The following is an 18,219-nucleotide window of genomic DNA, read 5'->3' on the forward strand; positions in this document are numbered from 1 at the left end:
GACGGGAGGCCCGGCGCACGACGTGCTCCGGGCCTCCCGTCCGTCTGCTGGTCACGTCCACGGCGTGACCAGCGTCGTCAGACGACCGCGCCGACCCGCTCGGTGAGCAGGTGCTCCTGGTCGGTCTGGATGCAGGCGACACCGCGGCCGTGCACGGGCTCGAGACCCGGGTCGATCGTGCGGCACTGCTCCTGCCGGCCCTCGTCGAGGAGCTGGTAGAGCGGGCAGCGCGTGCGGAACCGGCAACCGGCGATGCGCTCCGTGGGGGAGGGCAGGTCGCCGTCGAGCAGGATGCGCCCGCGGGCGGCCTCGGCCATGGGGTCCGGCACCGGCACCGCGGACAGCAGGGCCCGGGTGTACGGGTGCTGCGGGTCCGAGAACACCGCGTCGCCGTCGCCGTACTCGACGATGCGGCCGAGGTACATGACCGCGACGTCGTCGGCGATGTGCCGGACCACGGACAGGTCGTGCGCCACGAACAGGTACGACAGCCCGAGGCGGTGCTTGAGGTCCTCGAGCAGGTTGATCACACCGGCCTGCACGGAGACGTCGAGCGCGGAGACCGGCTCGTCGAGCACCAGGATCTTCGGCTCGACGATGAGCGCACGGGCGATGCCGATGCGCTGCCGCTGGCCACCCGAGAACTCGTGCGGGTACCGGTCGATGTAGCTTGGCTCGAGCCCGACCAGCTCGAGCACCTCGCGCACCCGCCGGCGGATCTCGTCCTTCCCCACGGCGTGCACGGTGAGGGGTTCACCGATCACCGAGCCGATGTCGAGCCGGGGGTCGATCGACGCCATCGGGTCCTGGAACACGACCTGGATGTCGCGGCGCAGTGCCAGACGGTCCTTCTTGGACAGCGAGGCGGTGTCGACGCCGTTCACCCGGATGGTGCCGTGCTGGGCACCGGCGAGCTCGAGGATCTCCATGATGGTGGTCGTCTTGCCGCAGCCGGACTCGCCGACCAGGCCGAGCACCTGCCCGCGCTTGAGCGTCAGGGAGATGCCGTCGACCGCGTGCACCTCGCCGATCTGCCGGCGGAACAGCGCGCCCTTGGTGAGCGGGAACGTCTTGACCACGTCCTGCAGCTCGAGCACGACGTCGTCGCCGTGGTCGACGGCCGCCTCGGGGACGTCCTCGGGGCGGGGGAAGATCTCCGAGCGCTCGAGGGTGCCCGCGGCGATCTCGTCGCGACGGATGCACGCGGCGATGTGGTCGTCGAGCAGCGTGCCGTTGCCGATCGTCGTGACGGCGCCGGTCAGCACCGGGTTGTCGGCGCTCTGCGGCACCGACGGAGCGACGAGGGCGGGCTCGCCGTCGCGGCAGCCGTCGATGACGGCGGGGCAGCGGTCGGCGAACGGGCAGCCCGTCGGCTTCTGGGTGAGCAGGGGCGGGCGGCCGTCGAGCGGGACGAGCCGCTCGGTGCGGGCGGACGTCATGTTCGGCATCGAGCGGAGCAGCCCGATCGTGTACGGCATCACCGGCTCGCGGAACAAGGGGAGCACCGGCGCCGTCTCGACGATCCGGCCGGCGTACATCACGGCCACGCGGTCGGCGTTGCCGGCGACGACGCCGAGGTCGTGCGTGATGAGCACGACGGCCGCACCGGTCATGTCCTTGGCGGTCTGCAGCACGTCCAGGATCTGCGCCTGGATCGTCACGTCGAGCGCGGTGGTGGGTTCGTCCGCGATGATCAGCTTCGGGTCGTTCGCGATGGCGATGGCGATCATCGCCCGCTGTCGCATGCCGCCGGAGAACTCGTGCGGGAACGCGTCGAGTCGTCGAGCCGGGTTCGGGATGCCGACGATGCGCAGGAGTTCCTCGGCGCGAGTGCGTGCGGCGTGCTGGGTGAGGGAGCGGTCGTGCAGGCGCAGGCCCTCGACGATCTGCTGGCCGATCGTGTACACCGGCGTCAGGGCGGACAGCGGGTCCTGGAACACCATCGCGATGTCACGACCGCGCAGCGCCGACATCTCGCGGTCGTTCCTGCCGACGAGCTCCTGTCCGTCGAACCGGATGCTGCCCTGCACCTGGGCGGACGACGGCAGCAGGCCCATCACGGCCATCGAGGACACCGACTTGCCGGAACCCGATTCGCCGACGATGCCGAGGAACTCGCCGGGAGCCACCGAGTAGTCGACACCCCGGACCGCGTAGACGGGCTTGGTCTTCGGGTTGAACGTGACCGACAGGTCGGACACGGTGAGCAGCGGCTCAGTCACGATTGGCTCCGGAGGTGGGGTCGATGGCGTCACGCAGGGCGTCGCCGAGCAGGCTGGTCGAGAGCACGGTCGCGACCAGCGTCGCGGCGGGCAGGACGAAGAGCCACGGGCGGGTGACGGCGGACTGGCTGCCGGCGGCGAGCAGGGTGCCGAGCGAGACGTCGGGGATCTGGATGCCGAAGCCGAAGAAGCTCAGCGAGCTCTCCGCCAGGATCGCGGCGCCGACGCCGAGCGTGGCGTCGATGATGAGCAGCGACGCCACGTTCGGCAGGATGTGCCGCCGGATGATCGTGAACGCCGGGACGCCCATGAACCGGGCGGCCTTGACGTAGTCGCGTTCGCGCAGCGACATCGTCTGACCGCGGATCACCCGGGCCATCACCATCCAGCTGAACACCGCGAGGCCGACGATGAGGGCCACCCACGTCAGGTTCTTGAACACCGGACTGAGCAGCACGAGCGCGTAGAACGACGGGATCACGAGCAGCAGGTCGATGACCCACACGAGCAGCCGGTCGGTGACGCCGCCGAAGTACCCTGCGATCGCGCCGACGACGCCGGCGATCAGGGTCGCTGCCGGACCGGCGATCAGGCCGATGAGCAGCGACTTCTGCAGGCCGACCAGGGTCTGCGCGTAGATGTCCTGGCCGATGTCGTTCGTGCCGAACCAGTGCGCGGCGCTCGGCGGCATGCCGAACGCCAGCCCGTCGGAGTCGACGGCGTTCCAGTGGTACAGGTACGGGCCGAGGAACGCCCAGAGGATGATGAGGAGCAGTGCGCTGCCGCCGATGCGCGCGCGCCAGGTGCCGAACACCTTGCGCCAGAGCGGGGTGCGGCCGCCCTTCACCTCGATGACGTGCGCCGGCGTACCGGCGTCGCCGTCGCCGGGGTCACCGGCGGTGGTCGTGGTCGTGGGGTCGAGAACAGACACGGGTCACACCCTCACTCGCGGGTCGAGCGCGGCGTACAGCAGGTCCGCGAGGGTCCCTGCGATGAGCACGAGGATCGCCGTGAAGAGGATCGTGCCCGATGCCGCGTTGATGTCGTTGTTGCTGATGCTCTGGACGAAGTACTCGCCCATGCCGTGCCAACTGAAGACCAGCTCGGTGATGCTCGCGCCGGTCAGGATGAGTCCGAACGAGTACGCGAAGAAGGTCGACATCGGGATGAGGGCGACCCGCACACCGTGGCGCATGATCGCCGACCCGCGGGTGCGGCCCTTCGACCGTGCGGTGCGGATGAAGTCGTTCGACAGCACGTCGAGCATCGCTGAGCGCTGGTAGCGCGAGTACGTGGCGACGGCGCCGATGGTCAGCGAGATCGTCGGTAACAACAGGTGCACGAGCCGGTCGCCGAGCACCGGGAAGAACCCGGTCACCCCCGGCGTGTACTCGCCGGTGAACCGGATCACCTGCGTCCCGACGCCCTGGTTGAGCGAGGTCGCGAGGATCATCAGCACGACCGCGATGACGAAGGTCGGGGTGGCGAGCACCGCGAACGACAGGTACGTCGACACCTGGTCGGAGGTGCGGTACTGCCGGACCGCGTTCCAGACGCCGAGCAGTACCCCGAGGATCGCGCCGAGCAGTGTGCCGATCACGAGCAGCCGCAGGCTCGTGCCGGAGCGGGCGATGATGTCGGCCGTCACCTCGGTGCCGCGGGTGCTCATTCCGAGCGAGCCGTGCGTCACCAGGCCGACCCACCAGTCCCAGGTGCGGACGAGGAGCGGGGTACCCGGATCGGCACCGAGCTTGCGGAGCGACGCCTCGATGGTGCCCTGCGGCACGGCCGGGTTGCGCCCCAGGAACCGGGCGGCCGGGTTGAGCGTCGTGCTGGCGAGGATGTACCCGAGCGTGGTCGCCACGATCGTCAGGACGATGTAGTTGACGATCCGCTTTGCGATGAAGGCGAGCATGTGGTTCATGACCTCTGGGTGCGGCCGTCCGACCGGACGGCGTTGTCGGTGGCGACAGGCTAGCCGTTCGGGCGACCGGGTGGGACAACGGAAGTGACGCTATGCAACATTCGTTACGAGCGTGTTTCGATTCGTCGCACAGACCCTTGTGCCGCCTTCGGATGTGGCTAGGGTTCTCAACCAACAGACGCGACGGCGGGGGCCGTACGCGGTCCAGCGCGATCTGCGCGAACCACAAGGAAAGGGAATCCTCGCCATGCGAAAGAGGATCAAGGGCATCGCCGTCCTCGCCACCGCTGCGGCTGCCGCCGTCGTGCTGGCGGGCTGCTCCGGCGGCGGACAGGCTGGCAACAGCAGCTCCGCGGTCGCCGAGTCGTCGCTGAAGTCGACCGGCTGGACCGTCGCGGACCGCGCTGACGTCAAGGACGGCGGGTCGATCACCCTGCCGATCGACACCGCTCCGGCGAACTGGCAGCTGCTCAACCTGGACTCGGGGACGGTCGACGACACCACCATCTCGCAGACCTACCTGCCGAGCTTCATCCAGTTCAAGGAGAACGGCGAGTGGGAGGCGAACAAGGACTTCGTCGACTCCATCGAGCTGACCAAGGACTCGCCCCAGACCGTCGAGATCAAGATCAACCCGAAGGCCGTGTGGTCGGACGGCACCCCGATCAGCGCGAAGGACGTCATCGCGAACTGGAAGGCGCTGAACGGCACGAACGAGGCCTTCGCGCCCCTCGCCACCAACGTGTGGGAGGACGTGGACTCGGTCAAGCAGGGCTCCGACGAGCGTGACGTCATCATGACGTTCTCGAAGACCAACGCCGACTGGGCGTCGGTCTTCACAGCGATCTACCCGTACTGGGCCGTCGACACCCCGGACCACTTCAACAAGGCCTGGGCCAAGGGACCGTACGCCGCCGACGGCACGACCTACGTCTCCGGTGGCCCGTACATCCTGAAGTCCTTCGACGCCAACGGTGGCGTCGTGACCTTCGAGAAGAACCCGAAGTGGTGGGGCGACGAGGGCAAGCTCGACACGATCGTCTTCAAGACGGTCTCCCGTGACGGTGTCGCCCAGGCGTACGGCAACAAGGAGCTCGATGCCTTCAACCTGAACGGCAGCGCTGACAACCTCAAGACGGCGAACTCGCGCTCCGACTCGAAGATCGAGCGGTCGCTCGGCACCACGCAGCGGCAGATCACGCTGAACGGCACGTCGGACGTCTTCAAGGACCAGGACGTGCGCCAGGCGTTCGCGCAGGCGATCAACCGCAAGGTGCTCGCCCAGGCGATCCTGTCCCCGGTGAAGAGCCCGGGTGACGTGCTCAACAACCTGACGTACCTGCCCGGTCAGCAGGGCTACCAGGACGACGTGTCGAGCGTCTACGGCTACAGCACCGACAAGGCGAAGTCGAAGCTCGAGGACGCCGGTTGGAAGATCGGCTCGGACGGCTACGCGACCAAGGGCGGCAAGGAGCTCGACGTCCGCTTCGTGATCCCGTCGGACAACCCGAACTCGGCGAACGTCGCGCAGCTCGTGCAGCAGCAGACCAAGCTCGCCGGCTTCAAGGTGACCATCGACACCGTGCCCACCGACGACTTCTTCACGAAGTACATCACCACGACGACCCGTGACTTCGACGCCACGTACTTCGCGTGGCAGGGCACGCCGTTCCCGATCTCGTCGTTGAAGTCGATCTACTACCCCGCCGACGCCGGCCAGAACTACACCGGCGTGACGGACGACTCGCTCGGTGCCGCCTGGGACAAGGCGAACGGCGAGCTCGACCCGGATGCCCGCATCAAGGACGCGCAGGCCATCGACAAGAAGATCGTCGCGGTCGCCGGCACCATCCCGCTGTTCGCCGAGCCGTACGCCTGGGGCGTGCGCAAGGACCTGGTGAACTACGGTCCGGCGCAGTTCCAGCAGTCCTCGGTCAAGTGGCAGGACGTCGGTTACACGAAGTAGTCGGCACCGCGCGCACCAACGACAGCGCGCACGAACGACACCCCCGACGTCGCACGACGTCGGGGGTGTCGTCCTGCGTCGGCCTACCGTCCGACCGGCACGGCGACCAGAGCTGCGCGACCGCTAGAACCGTGCCGCTGCCAGCGACGCCGCGACCCCGAGCACGACCATCGCCAGGATCGTCCAGCCGTGGGTGCGGTGCGTGATCGGCGCAGCCGTCACGGTCGACGGGGGCGGGCCGTCCTGCTCGGCCGGGGCGGGCACGTGGGCCAGCATCCGCGCGGCCGCAGCGTCGACGTCCAGGCGATCCGGGCCTCCCGGCTGGTCACCGGTGTGCGCGGCGAGACGCGCCGTCGGGCGGGTCGCGATCCAGACGCGACGGACGCCCTCGCTGGTGACCACCTCGATGCCGTACTTCGTGCGCACCTCGCCGATGCGTGACCAGGTGTAGGTGCTGGTCCGCCGGACGTCCACGATGCGCAGGTGCTCGGGCGTCAGCTCGATCCGGGGACGCCACAGCGCCGCCCACGCGACGAACGCGACGGCGATGCTCGGGATCGGCACGAGCCAGGGGACGCCGCCGCCGAGCAGGGCCAGTGGGACGAGCACGACGGCCACGACCCAGAGGACGACGGCGAGGGCGCGCAGGCCGGGGGCGACGATGGTGGTGGGCACCGGACGAGGGTACGAGATGCCTCCCCGGAGACGCCCGGGGAGCGGGTGTGACACACCGGCGCGTATCTCCGGACGACCCGATTCCCCGGGGAGGCAGATCCTGGACGGACCCTCGTGCCGTCCATGGTCGTCGCCCCCAGTTTGGGTGTCAATACCCCATCTCGGCGCACTCAGCGGACTCCCACGCCGAGGGTCACGAAACGAGCAGTTCGATCTGTTCGCGGATGGTCTCGGCCTTCGGGAACCGCAGGCCGACCAGGCCGATGTGCCGCCACCGGACCACGCCGTCGGGGCCGATCACGAAGACCGATCGGCGCAGGCCGATGCCCGGTGCCTGCACCCCGTAGGCGCGGATCGCCGAACCCTCGGTGTCGCTGAGCAGCGGGAACGCGAGCGAGGACCCGCGGGCGAACCCCTCGTGCGAGTCGAGTGCCTGCGGGCTGATGCCCCACACGGTCGCGCCGAGGTCGGTGAACTCGTCGAGTTCGGCCTGGTAGCTGCAGAGCTGGGCCGTGCAGACCGCCGTCGCGTCGCCCGGGTAGAAGGCCAGCACCACGGTCCGGCCGATCTCGGCGGACAGGTCGTACTCGTCGTCGGTGCGGACGCCGCCGCGCACGACCATCCCCGGCAGGGTGAACGACGGGGCGGACTCGCCGATCGCGGGGATGCTCATGGGTCCAACGGTAGGGCGGCCCGGCGGGGGTTGCCCCTCGGCGCGCTGTGCGGGGGCTGTGGATGCGCTCCGTGACGCGCTGAACGGCCAGCGGCGCGTCGACGCGCCGCTGCCGTGGTCTACGAGAACATCTGCGGGAACGCGCGCGCTACCCAGGGGTACCCGACGAAGACCACCGCGTCGAGCAGGGCGTGCGTGATGACGAGTGGCAGGAGCCGGCCCCACCTCGTGTAGATCCAGCCGAACACGATGCCCATCACCGCGTTGCCGATGAACGCCCCGAACCCCTGGTACAGGTGGTAGCTGCCGCGCAGCAGGGCGGTCGACAGGATCATCTGCCAGCGGCCCCAGCCCAGGTCGCCGAGTCGGGCGTAGAGGTACCCGATCACGATCACCTCTTCCTGCAGGCCCGAGCGGATCGCGGACAGCAGCAGGACCGGGACCGTCCACCAGTACGAGTTGAGCGCGGCGGGGTCGACCGCGACCGTGATGCCGAGCGCCCGCCCCGTGAAGTACAGCGCCAGCCCCGGGATCCCGATGCACAGGGCGATGAGCGCCGGGCCACCCAGGTCCGGCTTCGCCCGGAACCGGTCGATCCCGAGCCGGCCGAGGTGCGGCCGCGACGTGCTCCACAGCAGGTAGCAGACGAGCGCGACCGGGGCCAGGTCCACCGCGATGCCGAGGAGCTGCCGGGCGAGGTCGACGTACTGCACCGTCGTCGACGAGGTGTTCAGGGCCGTCGACTGCTCGCCGAGCGGGGTCGTCTGCGACAGGTCGTCGATGATCTGCAGGATCGAGTAGAGGGCGCTGGCACCGAGCGAGAGCAGCAGGACGATGGTGATCTCGACCCACGTTCGCCGACGGCTCATGCGCTGTACTCCTGTCGCTTGCGAACTACCGGTAGACTGGCGTGTCGGGCGTTCTGCCCACGGGTGCGGTGCTGTGAAAACACTGGCCCGACACTCTCCCAGAAATTGAAGGATGTCCTGTATGGCGCTCGCCACCCGGTCCGACCTGCGCAACGTCGCCATCGTGGCACACGTCGACCACGGCAAGACCACCCTCGTCGACGCGATGCTCACGCAGACCAACTCGTTCGACGCCCACTTCGAGGGCGAAGACCGGATGATGGACTCGAACGACCTCGAGCGCGAGAAGGGCATCACGATCCTCGCGAAGAACACGTCGGTGCTCTACAACGGCAAGCACGCCAGTGAGTTCGGCGCGGGCGGTCCCATCACCATCAACGTGATCGACACCCCCGGCCACGCCGACTTCGGTGGCGAGGTCGAGCGCGGCCTGTCCATGGTCGACGGTGTCGTCCTGCTCGTCGACGCGTCCGAGGGCCCGCTGCCCCAGACCCGCTTCGTGCTCCGCAAGGCCCTCGCAGCGAAGCTCCCGGTGATCCTGCTCGTCAACAAGACGGACCGCCCCGACTCCCGCATCGACGAGGTCGTCTCCGAGTCGCAGGACCTGCTCCTCGGCCTGGCCTCGGACCTGTCGGACGAGGTCGACGACCTCGACCTCGACGCGATCCTCGACGTCCCCGTGGTCTACGCCTCGGGCCGCAACGGTGCCGCGTCGCGCAACAAGCCGAACGACGGCGAGCTGCCCGACAACGACGACCTCGAGCCCCTGTTCGAGGCCATCCTGCAGCACGTGCCGGCGCCGAAGTACGACGACCAGCACCCGCTGCAGGCCCACGTCACCAACCTCGACGCGTCGCCGTTCCTCGGTCGCCTCGCGCTGCTGCGCATCTTCCACGGCACGATGAAGAAGGGTCAGACGGTCGCGTGGGTCAAGCACGACGGCACCGTCGTCAACGCCCGCATCACCGAGCTCCTCATCACCAAGGCGCTCGAGCGCTACCCGGCCGAGTCGGCCGGCCCCGGTGACATCGTCGCGGTCGCCGGTTTCGACACGATCACCATCGGTGAGACCCTGTCCGACCCCGAGGACGTCCGTCCGCTGCCGACCATCACGGTCGACGACCCGGCGATCTCGATGACGATCGGCACGAACACCAGCCCGCTCGTCGGCAAGGTCAAGGGCCACAAGCTGACCGCCCGCATGGTCAAGGAGCGCCTCGACCGCGAGCTCATCGGCAACGTCTCGCTCAAGGTCCTCGACATCGGTCGTCCGGACGCGTGGGAGGTCCAGGGTCGCGGCGAGCTCGCACTGGCCATCCTCGTCGAGCAGATGCGTCGTGAGGGCTTCGAGCTCACCGTCGGCAAGCCCCAGGTGGTCACGAAGCGTGACGACAACGGCAAGCTGCTGGAGCCGTACGAGCACATGACGATCGACACGCCGGAGGAGTACCTCGGCGCGATCACGCAGCTCATGGCCGCTCGCAAGGGCCGCATGGAGAACATGACGAACCACGGCACCGGCTGGGTGCGCATGGAGTTCATCGTCCCGTCGCGTGGCCTGATCGGCTTCCGCACGTCGTTCCTGACCGAGACCCGCGGTACCGGCATCGCCAACGCGATCTCGCACGGCTACGACGAGTGGGCCGGCTCGATCCAGACCCGCATCAACGGCTCGATCGTGTCCGACCGTTCGGGTGTCGTCACGCCGTTCGCCATCACGAACCTCCAGGAGCGGATGACGTTCTTCGTCAACCCGACCGAAGAGGTCTACGAGGGCATGGTCATCGGCGAGAACTCGCGCGCCGACGACATGGACGTCAACATCACGAAGGAGAAGAAGCTCACGAACATGCGTTCGGCGAACGCCGACTCCTTCGAGTCGATGACGCCGTCGCGCCAGCTCTCCCTCGAGGAGTGCCTGGAGTTCGCGCGCGAGGACGAGTGCGTCGAGGTCACCCCCGACGCCGTCCGCATCCGCAAGGTCGAGCTCGACGCGCAGGCCCGCCAGCGCTCCTACGCCCGCCTGAAGCGTCAGGACGCGTAGGCACCAGCACGCGCAACACCCGCGGAGGCCCGTCCTCCGTCCGACGGCCCGGTCACCTGCAGCAGGTGGCCGGGCCGTTCGCGGTTGTACCGTGGGCACCGTGACTCTCGACCTGCTCTCGATCTACCAGGACCTGCACGCCCACCCGGAGCTCGGCTTCCAGGAGCACCGCACCGCCGGTGTCATCACTGCGAAGCTCGCCGAGATCGGTGGGATCGAGGTGACGACGGGCGTCGGCGGCACCGGTGTCGTCGGTGTCGTGTCGAACGGCGAGGGCCCCGTGGTCTGGCTCCGCGCCGACATGGACGGCCTGCCCGTGCAGGAGCGGACCGGCCTGGCCTACGCCAGCGAGCACGTCGGCACCGACGACGAGGGCCGCGAGGTCCCGACCATGCACGCCTGCGGCCACGACATCCACGTCACGTGGCTGCTCGGCACGCTGGAGCGCCTGGTCGCGACCACGGGGGACTGGCGCGGCACGGTCGTCGCCGTCTTCCAGCCCGCGGAAGAGGTCATCTCCGGCGCCCGCGCGATGGTCGAGGACGGCCTGGTCGAGCGGTTCCCGAAGCCGGACGTCGTGCTCGGGCAGCACTCCGCGCCCGCACCGGTCGGCATCGTCGCCGTCGGCACCGGCCCCGTGATGGCGTCGAGCGACCGGCTGACGGTGACCTTCAACGGTCGTGGGGCGCACGGTTCGGCCCCGCAGGCCTCGCTCGACCCGGTCGTCACCGCGGCCTCGGCCGTCGTGCGGCTGCAGACCGTCATCGCCCGCGAGGTCTCGCCGAGCGACGCGGGAGTCGTCACCGTCGGCAGCTTCCACGCCGGCACGCGGGCGAACATCATCCCCGACGAGGCCGTCATCGAGATCTCGACCCGGGCCCGCAACGAGGAGACCCGCCAGCGCATCATCGCCTCGATCGAGCGCATCGTCCGTGCCGAGAGCACGGCCGGCGGCCTGTCCGAGCCGACGATCGTGCGTGCACCGGGCGCCGAGGTCACCGTGAACGACGCCGCGGCCGCTGCCACCGTGCTCGAGGCCATCCGCGCCGAGGTGCCGGGAGCCCGCGACCTGGAGATCGGGCTCGCCATGGCGTCGGAGGACGTCGGCCAGCTCGCCACCGCCGCCGGAGCGCCGCTCGTGTACTGGTTCACGGGCATCACCGACCCGGAGCGCTTCCGCCGCGGCGAGGAGATCCCGAGCAACCACTCGCCGTTCTACGCGCCGCAGGCCGAGACCGCGATCCCGGTCGGCGTCGACGCCCTGGTCGCGGCGACGCGCGCGTACGTCGCCTGACCCGTTCGTCGGGAAGGAGGCCCGGGGCGGCCCCGCCGCGCACCTGACCGCCCCGGGGACGGCACGTTCACAGCCAACTCGCGCCGGGCCTCCCGGCTCGTCCGTTACGGTCGCGCCATGCGCTCCCTCCGTACCCCGCTGATCGCCGCGGTCGCTGCCGGCATCGCCCTGGCCGGACTCACCGGCTGCTCGACCCAGGCCGTGCAGCAGGCCACCGACCTCGGGTCCTCCGTCGCGTCGAACGTGGCCGGCGGGGTCGCGGGCATCGACGGCAAGGCGATCCAGGACGGCATGTCCTCGGTCGCCGGTGGCATCGACGGCGCGCTCGACACGGCGCTCAAGGGCGCGGACGTGACCTCCGACGGCAAGGTGCCGGACGGGTTCCCGTCGGCCGACGTCCCGCTCGTCGACGGCACCGTGCTCGGCGGGGGAGCCGGACCGAACGGCTCGGGGTGGGTCGCGCAGGTCCGGGCGGCCTCGGTCGACGACTTCCAGGCCGCCGTGCAGCAGCTCACCGACGCCGGGTACACCGAGTCGGCGAAGCGTGTGGACTCGTCGAGCGCGTTCGGCATGTTCCGGAGCGACGCCCACCGCGTCGTCCTGACCTTCTCGGAGGGCAAGGACAGCGGCGGCGTCACGGCGACCTACATCGTCACGCCCCGCTAGTCCCGTACCCTGGGGGACGATGTCGAAGGCCCCCGCCACGCGCCCCGAGCGCGTCCTGATCGTGCACGCCCACCCCGACGACGAGACGCTCTCGTCGGGCGGGACCATCGCGACCCTGCTCGAGCGCGGCGCCGAGGTGACCGTGCTCACCGCGACCCGGGGCGAGCGCGGCGAGATGCTCACGGAGCAGTTGGCCCCGCTGGCGGGCGACCCCGCGCGGGTGGCACGGCACCGGGAGACCGAGATCGCCGCGGCCCTCGCCGCCCTCGGCGGTCCGCAGCACCTGTGGCTCGGCGGGCGCGGTGCCCGGCCGACCGACCTGCCGGAGCGTCGCTACGTCGACTCCGGCATGCAGTGGGGACCGGACGGGCGGGCCACCGCCGCGGACGACGCCCCGGCCGACTCGCTGACCGCGGCCGACCTGGGCGAGGTCGTGGACGACGTCCGCGCCGCGATCCGCTCCACCGGCGCCGACGCCGTGATCAGCTACGCCGACGACGGCGGCTACGGGCACCCCGACCACGTGCGCGTGCACCACGCGGCGCGGTACGCGGCCCGAGCCGAGGAAGTCCCGTTCTCGATGATCGTCGACCCCGCCGGCGGTCAGGCCGACGTCACGGTCGACGTCCTGCCGGTCCGGGCCAAGGTGCGTGCGGCGGTCGAGCAGTACCGCTCCCAGGTCGCCGTCGACCCCGTGGACCCCGCCGACCCCGCGGCCCTGTCGTGGGTGATGCCGCACGGCGTCCGGCAGCACGCCCCGGCGGTCGAGGCGTTCCGGCACGACGCGGCCCCGCAGCCGGCGGCGCCGCAGACCTACGCTGAGATGTCCGGTCAGGGCAAGGCCGCGGCGGTCGTCGTCTCGCTGCTGCTCGGGCTGCTCGCCGGCGGCCTCGGGACGGTCACGCACCAGCAGACGATCGGCGTGTTCCCGGTCGGACTCGTCGTCACCACCCTCATCGTGCTCGGTCTGACCGTGGGCGTGCGGCTCGTCTACCGCTCGCGGGCGATGGTGGCCGCGATCGGCATCGGGATCCTCGTCGCGACGCAGGTGCTCGTGTCGGTCGGCGGGGAGAGCTCGCCGCTCGTCCTCGCCAACGCGGCCGGGTACGTGTGGACCTTCGCCCCCGCGGTCATCGCCGCCCTGGTCCTCGCGTGGCCGGACCTGTCGGGGCTGCGGTCCCGGACGGCCCCGGGCCGCGAGTAGACTCGAACCCGCTCGTCGAAGGGAGCACCCGAACCGTGACCTACGTGATCGCCCAGCCCTGTGTCGACGTAAAGGACCGAGCCTGCATCGACGAATGCCCGGTCGACTGCATCTACGAGGGTGACCGCTCGCTCTACATCCACCCCGACGAGTGCGTCGACTGCGGTGCGTGTGAGCCGGTCTGCCCCGTCGAGGCCATCTACTACGAAGACGACCTGCCCGACCAGTGGGCCGACTACTACAAGGCCAACGTCGAGTTCTTCGACGAGGTCGGGTCGCCCGGTGGCGCCGCGAAGGTCGGCGTGATCCACAAGGACCACCCCGTCGTCGCGGCCGAGCCCGTCCGCGGCTGACCGGACCCCTCGTGGCGCTCGACCTCCCCGACTTCCCCTGGGACCAGCTCGTCCCGTTCAAGCAGCGCGCCGCGGCGTACGAGGGCGGCATCGTCGACCTCAGCGTCGGATCGCCCGTCGACCCCACGCCCGAGGTCGTCCGCACCGCCCTGGCCACCGCGACCGACGCGCACGCCTACCCGCAGGTCGCCGGCACCCCGGCGCTGCGGCAGGCCATCGCCGACTGGTACGGCCGCCGGCACGGTGTCGCCCTGACCGAGGCGAACGCGCTGCCGACGATCGGCTCGAAGGAGTTCATCGCGGGCCTGGCGCTCTGGCTCGGCATCGGCCCCGGTGACGCCGTGGTGTTCCCGGCCGCCGCGTACCCGACGTACGAGCTGGGCGCCGCACTGGTCCGGGCCGATGCCCTCGCCTCGGACGACCCCGCGGCGTGGCCGTCCACCACGAAGCTCGTGTGGCTGAACTCCCCGGGCAACCCGGACGGCCGCGTGCTGACCCTCGACGAACTCCGTGCCGCCGTGGTGCGCGCCCGCGAGCTCGGGGCCGTCATCGTCGGCGACGAGTGCTACGCCGAGCTCGGGTGGGACCCGGAGTACGCCACCACCCCGACGCCCACGATCCTGGACCCCCGGGTGGTCGGTGATTCGCTCGACGGCGTGCTGAGCGTGTACTCGCTGTCGAAGCAGTCGAACCTCGCCGGCTACCGTGCGGCCTTCGTCGCCGGTGACGCCGCGATCCTGGCCGACGTCCTGGCCGTCCGGAAGCACGCCGGGCTCATGCCGCCGCTGCCCGTGCAGCAGGCCATGGTCGTCGCGCTGCAGGACGAGAGCCACGTGCAGCAGCAGAAGGCCCGCTACCGGGCGCGCCGGAACATGCTCCGGGGAGCACTCGAGGACGCCGGGTTCCGGATCGACCACAGCGAGGCCGGGCTCTACCTCTGGGCCACCCGCGGCGAACCCGCACTCGACACCGTGGCCTGGCTCGCCGACCGCGGGGTACTCGTCGCACCGGGCACGTTCTACGGCGCAGCAGGGGGCGAACACGTCCGCGTGGCCCTGACCGCGACCGACGAACGCATCGCCGCAGCGTCGCAGCGACTGGCGAGCAGCCGTCGCCTCGGCACCGCGTAGCACGGACACGAGTACTCCGGGTGGGACCCGCAATCCGTGGGAACCACCAAATCGTCACCTGGGATGTGTGCACGACCGACAGGTGCCGCGATTAGGCTGTCCTCGTGACTGACACTGCCAATGACGCTCAGAAGACGGCCACACCGCCCACCACGCCCGTCCCCGTGAGTCCCGCCGCCGAACAGCAGGGCGCGACCGCGACGCTGACGTTCCCGGGTGGCACGGCGGAGTTCCCGATCCTGCAGAGCGTCGACGGCGCGTCCGCGATCGACATCTCGACCTTCAAGAAGCAGACCGGGATGAACACGCTCGACTACGGGTTCGTGAACACCGGTGCGACGAAGAGCGCGATCACCTACATCGACGGCGACCAGGGCATCCTGCGCTACCGCGGGTACCCGATCGACCAGATCGCCGGCAACTGCACCTTCCTCGAGGTCGCGTGGCTCCTGATCTACGGCGAGCTGCCGACCCCCACCGAGCTCGAGCAGTTCGACGCCCGCATCCGTCGGCACACCCTGCTGCACGAAGACCTCCGCCGCCTGTTCGACGCCCTGCCACACTCGGCGCACCCGATGTCGGTGCTCTCGAGCGCCGTGAGCGCCCTGTCCACGTACTACGAGGACGACATGGACGTCGACGACCCCGAGAAGGTCGAGCTGCAGACCGTCCGGCTCCTCGCCAAGCTCCCGGTCATCGCGGCCTACGCCCACAAGAAGGCCATCGGGCAGGCGTTCCTGTACCCGGACAACTCGCTGTCCTTCGTCGACAACTTCCTGCGGCTGAACTTCGGCACCATGGCCGAGACCTACAAGCCCAACCCGGTGCTCTCGAAGGCGCTCGAGCGGCTCCTCATCCTGCACGAGGACCACGAGCAGAACGCCTCGACCTCGACGGTGCGCATGGTCGGCTCGACGAAGGCGAACATGTTCGCCTCGATCTCGGCCGGCATCAACGCCCTGTACGGCCCGCTGCACGGCGGTGCGAACGAGGCCGTGCTCGAGATGCTCCAGCAGATCAAGGACTCGGGCGAGCCCGTGACGCGCTTCGTCGAGCGGGTGAAGAACAAGGAGCAGGGCGTCAAGCTCATGGGCTTCGGACACCGCGTCTACAAGAACTACGACCCGCGTGCCAAGCTCGTCAAGGAGTCCGCGCACGAGGTCCTCGAGTCCCTCGGTGTGCAGGACGACCTGCTCGACATCGCGATGGAACTCGAGCAGATCGCGCTCGAGGACGAGTACTTCGTCAGCCGCAAGCTCTACCCGAACGTCGACTTCTACACCGGCATCATCTACAAGGCGATGGGGTTCCCGCCGCGGATGTTCACCGTCCTGTTCGCCATCGGTCGTCTGCCGGGCTGGATCGCCCAGTGGCGCGAGCTGAACAACGATCCGCTCAACAAGATCGGTCGCCCCCAGCAGCTCTACGTGGGCGCGCCCGAGCGCGACGTCCCCACGCGCTGACCGACTCCGAGCGCCCCGCCCCACGGTTCCGTGGCGCGGGGCGCTCGTGCGTGTGCGCCGGTTGGTATTCCGCCCGCTTGCAGGGAGGCGGGACGCGCCGCTCGCCTCCGCCGAGTGGTCGCGAACTGTCGTCCAGCGGGTGTCGAAACGACGGTTCGTGCGCTCTCGGCGCCCGCGGGCGGCGTGTCGTGACCGCTCGCGGGGTGGGCACTGGACGCAACCCCCTGGAGGCCCGGTGGCGGTCTCGTGGACCGGCACCGGGCCTCCAGGCGGGCGGGTCGGGCGCGGGGAGGCGGGGCGCTCCGCTCGCGTCCGCCGGGTGGTCGCGAACTGTCGTCCGGCGGGTGTCGAACCGACGGTTCGTGCGCTCTCGGAGCCCGCGGGCGGCGTGTCGTGACCGCTCGCGGGGCGTGGCTCTGGACGCAACGGCCTGGAGGCCCGGTGGCGGTCTCGTGGACCGGCGCCGGGCCTCCAGGCGGGTGCGTCGGGCGCGGGGAGGCGGGGCGCGCCGCTCGCCTTCGCCGGGTGGTCGCGAACTGTCGTCCGGCGGGTGTCGAACCGACGGTTCGTGCGCTCTCGGCGCCCGCGGGCGGCGTGTCGTGACCGCTCGCGGGGCGGGGTGGGGCACTGGACGCAACAGCCTAGAGGCCCGGTGGCGGTCTCGTGGACCGGCGCCGGCCTCCAGGCGGGTGCGTCGGCCGCGGGACGCTACGCGTGCAGCGCGGTGTTCAGCTGGATGCCCTCGCCCTTGCGCTGCAGCGCCTCGACGGCGCCACTGACGCTGTTGCGGCGGAACAGGATGTTCGGGGTTCCGGAGAGCTCGGCGGCCTTGACGGTCTTCGGGGTGCCGTCGGCGTTCGGGGCCGCGCCGACCAGCACCACCTTCGTGCCTGCCGTGACGTAGAGACCGGCCTCGATGACGGAGTCGTCGCCGAGCGAGATGCCGAGGCCCGCGTTCGCGCCGAGCAGCGCGCGTTCGCCGAGCGAGACACGGTGCGTGCCACCGCCGGACAGGGTGCCCATGATCGAGGCGCCGCCGCCGATGTCGGTGCCGTTGCCGACGACGACGCCCTGCGAGACGCGGCCCTCGATCATGGCGTCGCCGAGGGTGCCGGCGTTGAAGTTCACGAAGCCCTCGTGCATGACGGTCGTGCCCGGCGCCAGGTGTGCGCCGAGGCGGACGCGGTTCGCGTCGCCGATCCGCACGCGGTCCGGCACGACGTAGTCGACCAGGCGCGGGAACTTGTCGATCGCGTGCACGGCGATGCCGGCGCGTTGCAGCGACGGGCGCAGGCGCGTCAGGGACTCGGGGTGCACCGGGCCGGCGTTCGTCCACGCGACGATCGGCAGGTGGCCGAAGACACCGTCGAGGGAGACCTCGTTCGGGCGGACGTGCAGGTGGCTCAGCAGGTGCAGGCGGAGGTACGCGTCCGGGGTGCTCGTCGGGCCGGCGTCGATCGTGATCTCGGTGGTGACGGCCTCGATCCGGACCTCGCGGCGGGGGTCGTCACCGACGTGCGCCTGCAGCTCGGCAGGGAACACGGCGTCGGAGGGAAGCGCGCCGAGGTGCGTCTCGGGATACCAGGTGTCGAGCGTCGTGCCGTCGGCGGCGATCGTCGCGAGGCCGTGGCCCCAGGCGTGGGTCGGGCGGTCGGTGGCAGTCGTGTCGGTCACGGCTCCAGGGTACCGAGCGCCGGTCGGCAGGCACCGTCCGTCCGGACTGCCGGGGCGGTCGG

General features: G+C 70.3%; 15 protein-coding genes. 8 read left to right on the forward strand and 7 right to left on the reverse strand.

All coding sequences use genetic code 11. The annotated features are described in order from the left end of the window. Window positions 1-77: 77 nt before the first annotated feature. Genes DEJ35_RS08635 through DEJ35_RS08645 form a run of 3 tightly spaced genes read right to left on the reverse strand, consistent with a single transcriptional unit; the run spans window position 78 to window position 4,146 of the window. Entirely contained in the window at window positions 78-2,222 is a 2,145-nt protein-coding gene (locus DEJ35_RS08635; protein WP_111192576.1) for a dipeptide ABC transporter ATP-binding protein, read from the reverse strand. Beyond that, window positions 2,215-3,153, reverse strand: a complete 939-nt coding sequence (locus DEJ35_RS08640) for an ABC transporter permease (protein ID WP_110860568.1) — start codon at window positions 3,151-3,153, stop codon at window positions 2,215-2,217. The genes DEJ35_RS08635 and DEJ35_RS08640 overlap by 8 nt, the downstream gene beginning before the upstream one ends. Window positions 3,154-3,156: 3 nt before the next feature. After that, the gene (locus DEJ35_RS08645) at window positions 3,157-4,146 is read right to left on the reverse strand and encodes an ABC transporter permease (RefSeq protein WP_309147149.1); all 990 of its coding nucleotides are present in this window, start codon (window positions 4,144-4,146) and stop codon (window positions 3,157-3,159) included. Between the two features lie 247 nt (window positions 4,147-4,393). Here DEJ35_RS08645 and DEJ35_RS08650 point away from each other — a divergent pair, with 247 nt between their 5' ends. Next, window positions 4,394-6,112 (forward strand): ABC transporter family substrate-binding protein, encoded by a 1,719-nt coding sequence (locus tag DEJ35_RS08650; protein ID WP_111123371.1) that lies wholly within the window; start codon window positions 4,394-4,396, stop codon window positions 6,110-6,112. Window positions 6,113-6,235: 123 nt separating this feature from the next. Here the strand turns inward: DEJ35_RS08650 and DEJ35_RS08655 are convergent, their stop codons facing one another. From DEJ35_RS08655 to DEJ35_RS08665, 3 genes are all read right to left on the reverse strand, one after another. Beyond that, a complete protein-coding gene (locus tag DEJ35_RS08655) occupies window positions 6,236-6,787 on the reverse strand; it encodes a PH domain-containing protein (RefSeq protein WP_181435548.1) in 552 nt (183 codons plus the stop codon). A 193-nt stretch (window positions 6,788-6,980) separates the two neighbouring features. Continuing rightward, a complete protein-coding gene (locus DEJ35_RS08660; protein ID WP_111192578.1) occupies window positions 6,981-7,460 on the reverse strand; it encodes a peroxiredoxin in 480 nt (159 codons plus the stop codon). A gap of 119 nt (window positions 7,461-7,579) precedes the next feature. Next, entirely contained in the window at window positions 7,580-8,329 is a 750-nt protein-coding gene (locus DEJ35_RS08665; protein WP_111192579.1) for a CPBP family intramembrane glutamic endopeptidase, read from the reverse strand. Between the two features lie 121 nt (window positions 8,330-8,450). On the opposite strand from DEJ35_RS08665, the gene typA reads away from it, so the two are divergent. From typA to DEJ35_RS08700, 7 genes are all read left to right on the forward strand, one after another. Continuing rightward, complete coding sequence (gene typA / locus DEJ35_RS08670; RefSeq protein ID WP_110860555.1) at window positions 8,451-10,373, forward strand: translational GTPase TypA; 1,923 nt, start codon at window positions 8,451-8,453, stop codon at window positions 10,371-10,373. A 100-nt stretch (window positions 10,374-10,473) separates the two neighbouring features. Then, on the forward strand, window positions 10,474-11,667 hold the full coding sequence (locus tag DEJ35_RS08675; protein ID WP_220036882.1) for an amidohydrolase: 1,194 nt from the start codon (window positions 10,474-10,476) through the stop codon (window positions 11,665-11,667). A 117-nt stretch (window positions 11,668-11,784) separates the two neighbouring features. Further along, complete coding sequence (locus tag DEJ35_RS08680; RefSeq protein WP_111192581.1) at window positions 11,785-12,333, forward strand: hypothetical protein; 549 nt, start codon at window positions 11,785-11,787, stop codon at window positions 12,331-12,333. A 19-nt stretch (window positions 12,334-12,352) separates the two neighbouring features. After that, complete coding sequence (locus DEJ35_RS08685; RefSeq protein WP_111192582.1) at window positions 12,353-13,537, forward strand: PIG-L family deacetylase; 1,185 nt, start codon at window positions 12,353-12,355, stop codon at window positions 13,535-13,537. Window positions 13,538-13,572: 35 nt separating this feature from the next. Further along, a complete protein-coding gene (gene fdxA / locus DEJ35_RS08690) occupies window positions 13,573-13,890 on the forward strand; it encodes a ferredoxin (RefSeq protein ID WP_017887060.1) in 318 nt (105 codons plus the stop codon). A gap of 11 nt (window positions 13,891-13,901) precedes the next feature. Continuing rightward, window positions 13,902-15,020, forward strand: coding sequence for a succinyldiaminopimelate transaminase (gene dapC / locus DEJ35_RS08695; RefSeq protein ID WP_181435549.1), 1,119 nt, complete (start codon window positions 13,902-13,904; stop codon window positions 15,018-15,020). A 164-nt stretch (window positions 15,021-15,184) separates the two neighbouring features. After that, on the forward strand, window positions 15,185-16,483 hold the full coding sequence (locus DEJ35_RS08700) for a citrate synthase (protein WP_110860547.1): 1,299 nt from the start codon (window positions 15,185-15,187) through the stop codon (window positions 16,481-16,483). A gap of 708 nt (window positions 16,484-17,191) precedes the next feature. Here DEJ35_RS08700 and dapD read toward each other — a convergent pair. Then, window positions 17,192-18,157, reverse strand: a complete 966-nt coding sequence (dapD, locus tag DEJ35_RS08705; RefSeq protein ID WP_111192583.1) for a 2,3,4,5-tetrahydropyridine-2,6-dicarboxylate N-succinyltransferase — start codon at window positions 18,155-18,157, stop codon at window positions 17,192-17,194. Window positions 18,158-18,219: the final 62 nt, after the last annotated feature.

Source organism: Curtobacterium sp. MCPF17_051 (assembly GCF_003234595.1).
GTDB classification, from domain to species: domain Bacteria; phylum Actinomycetota; class Actinomycetes; order Actinomycetales; family Microbacteriaceae; genus Curtobacterium; species Curtobacterium flaccumfaciens.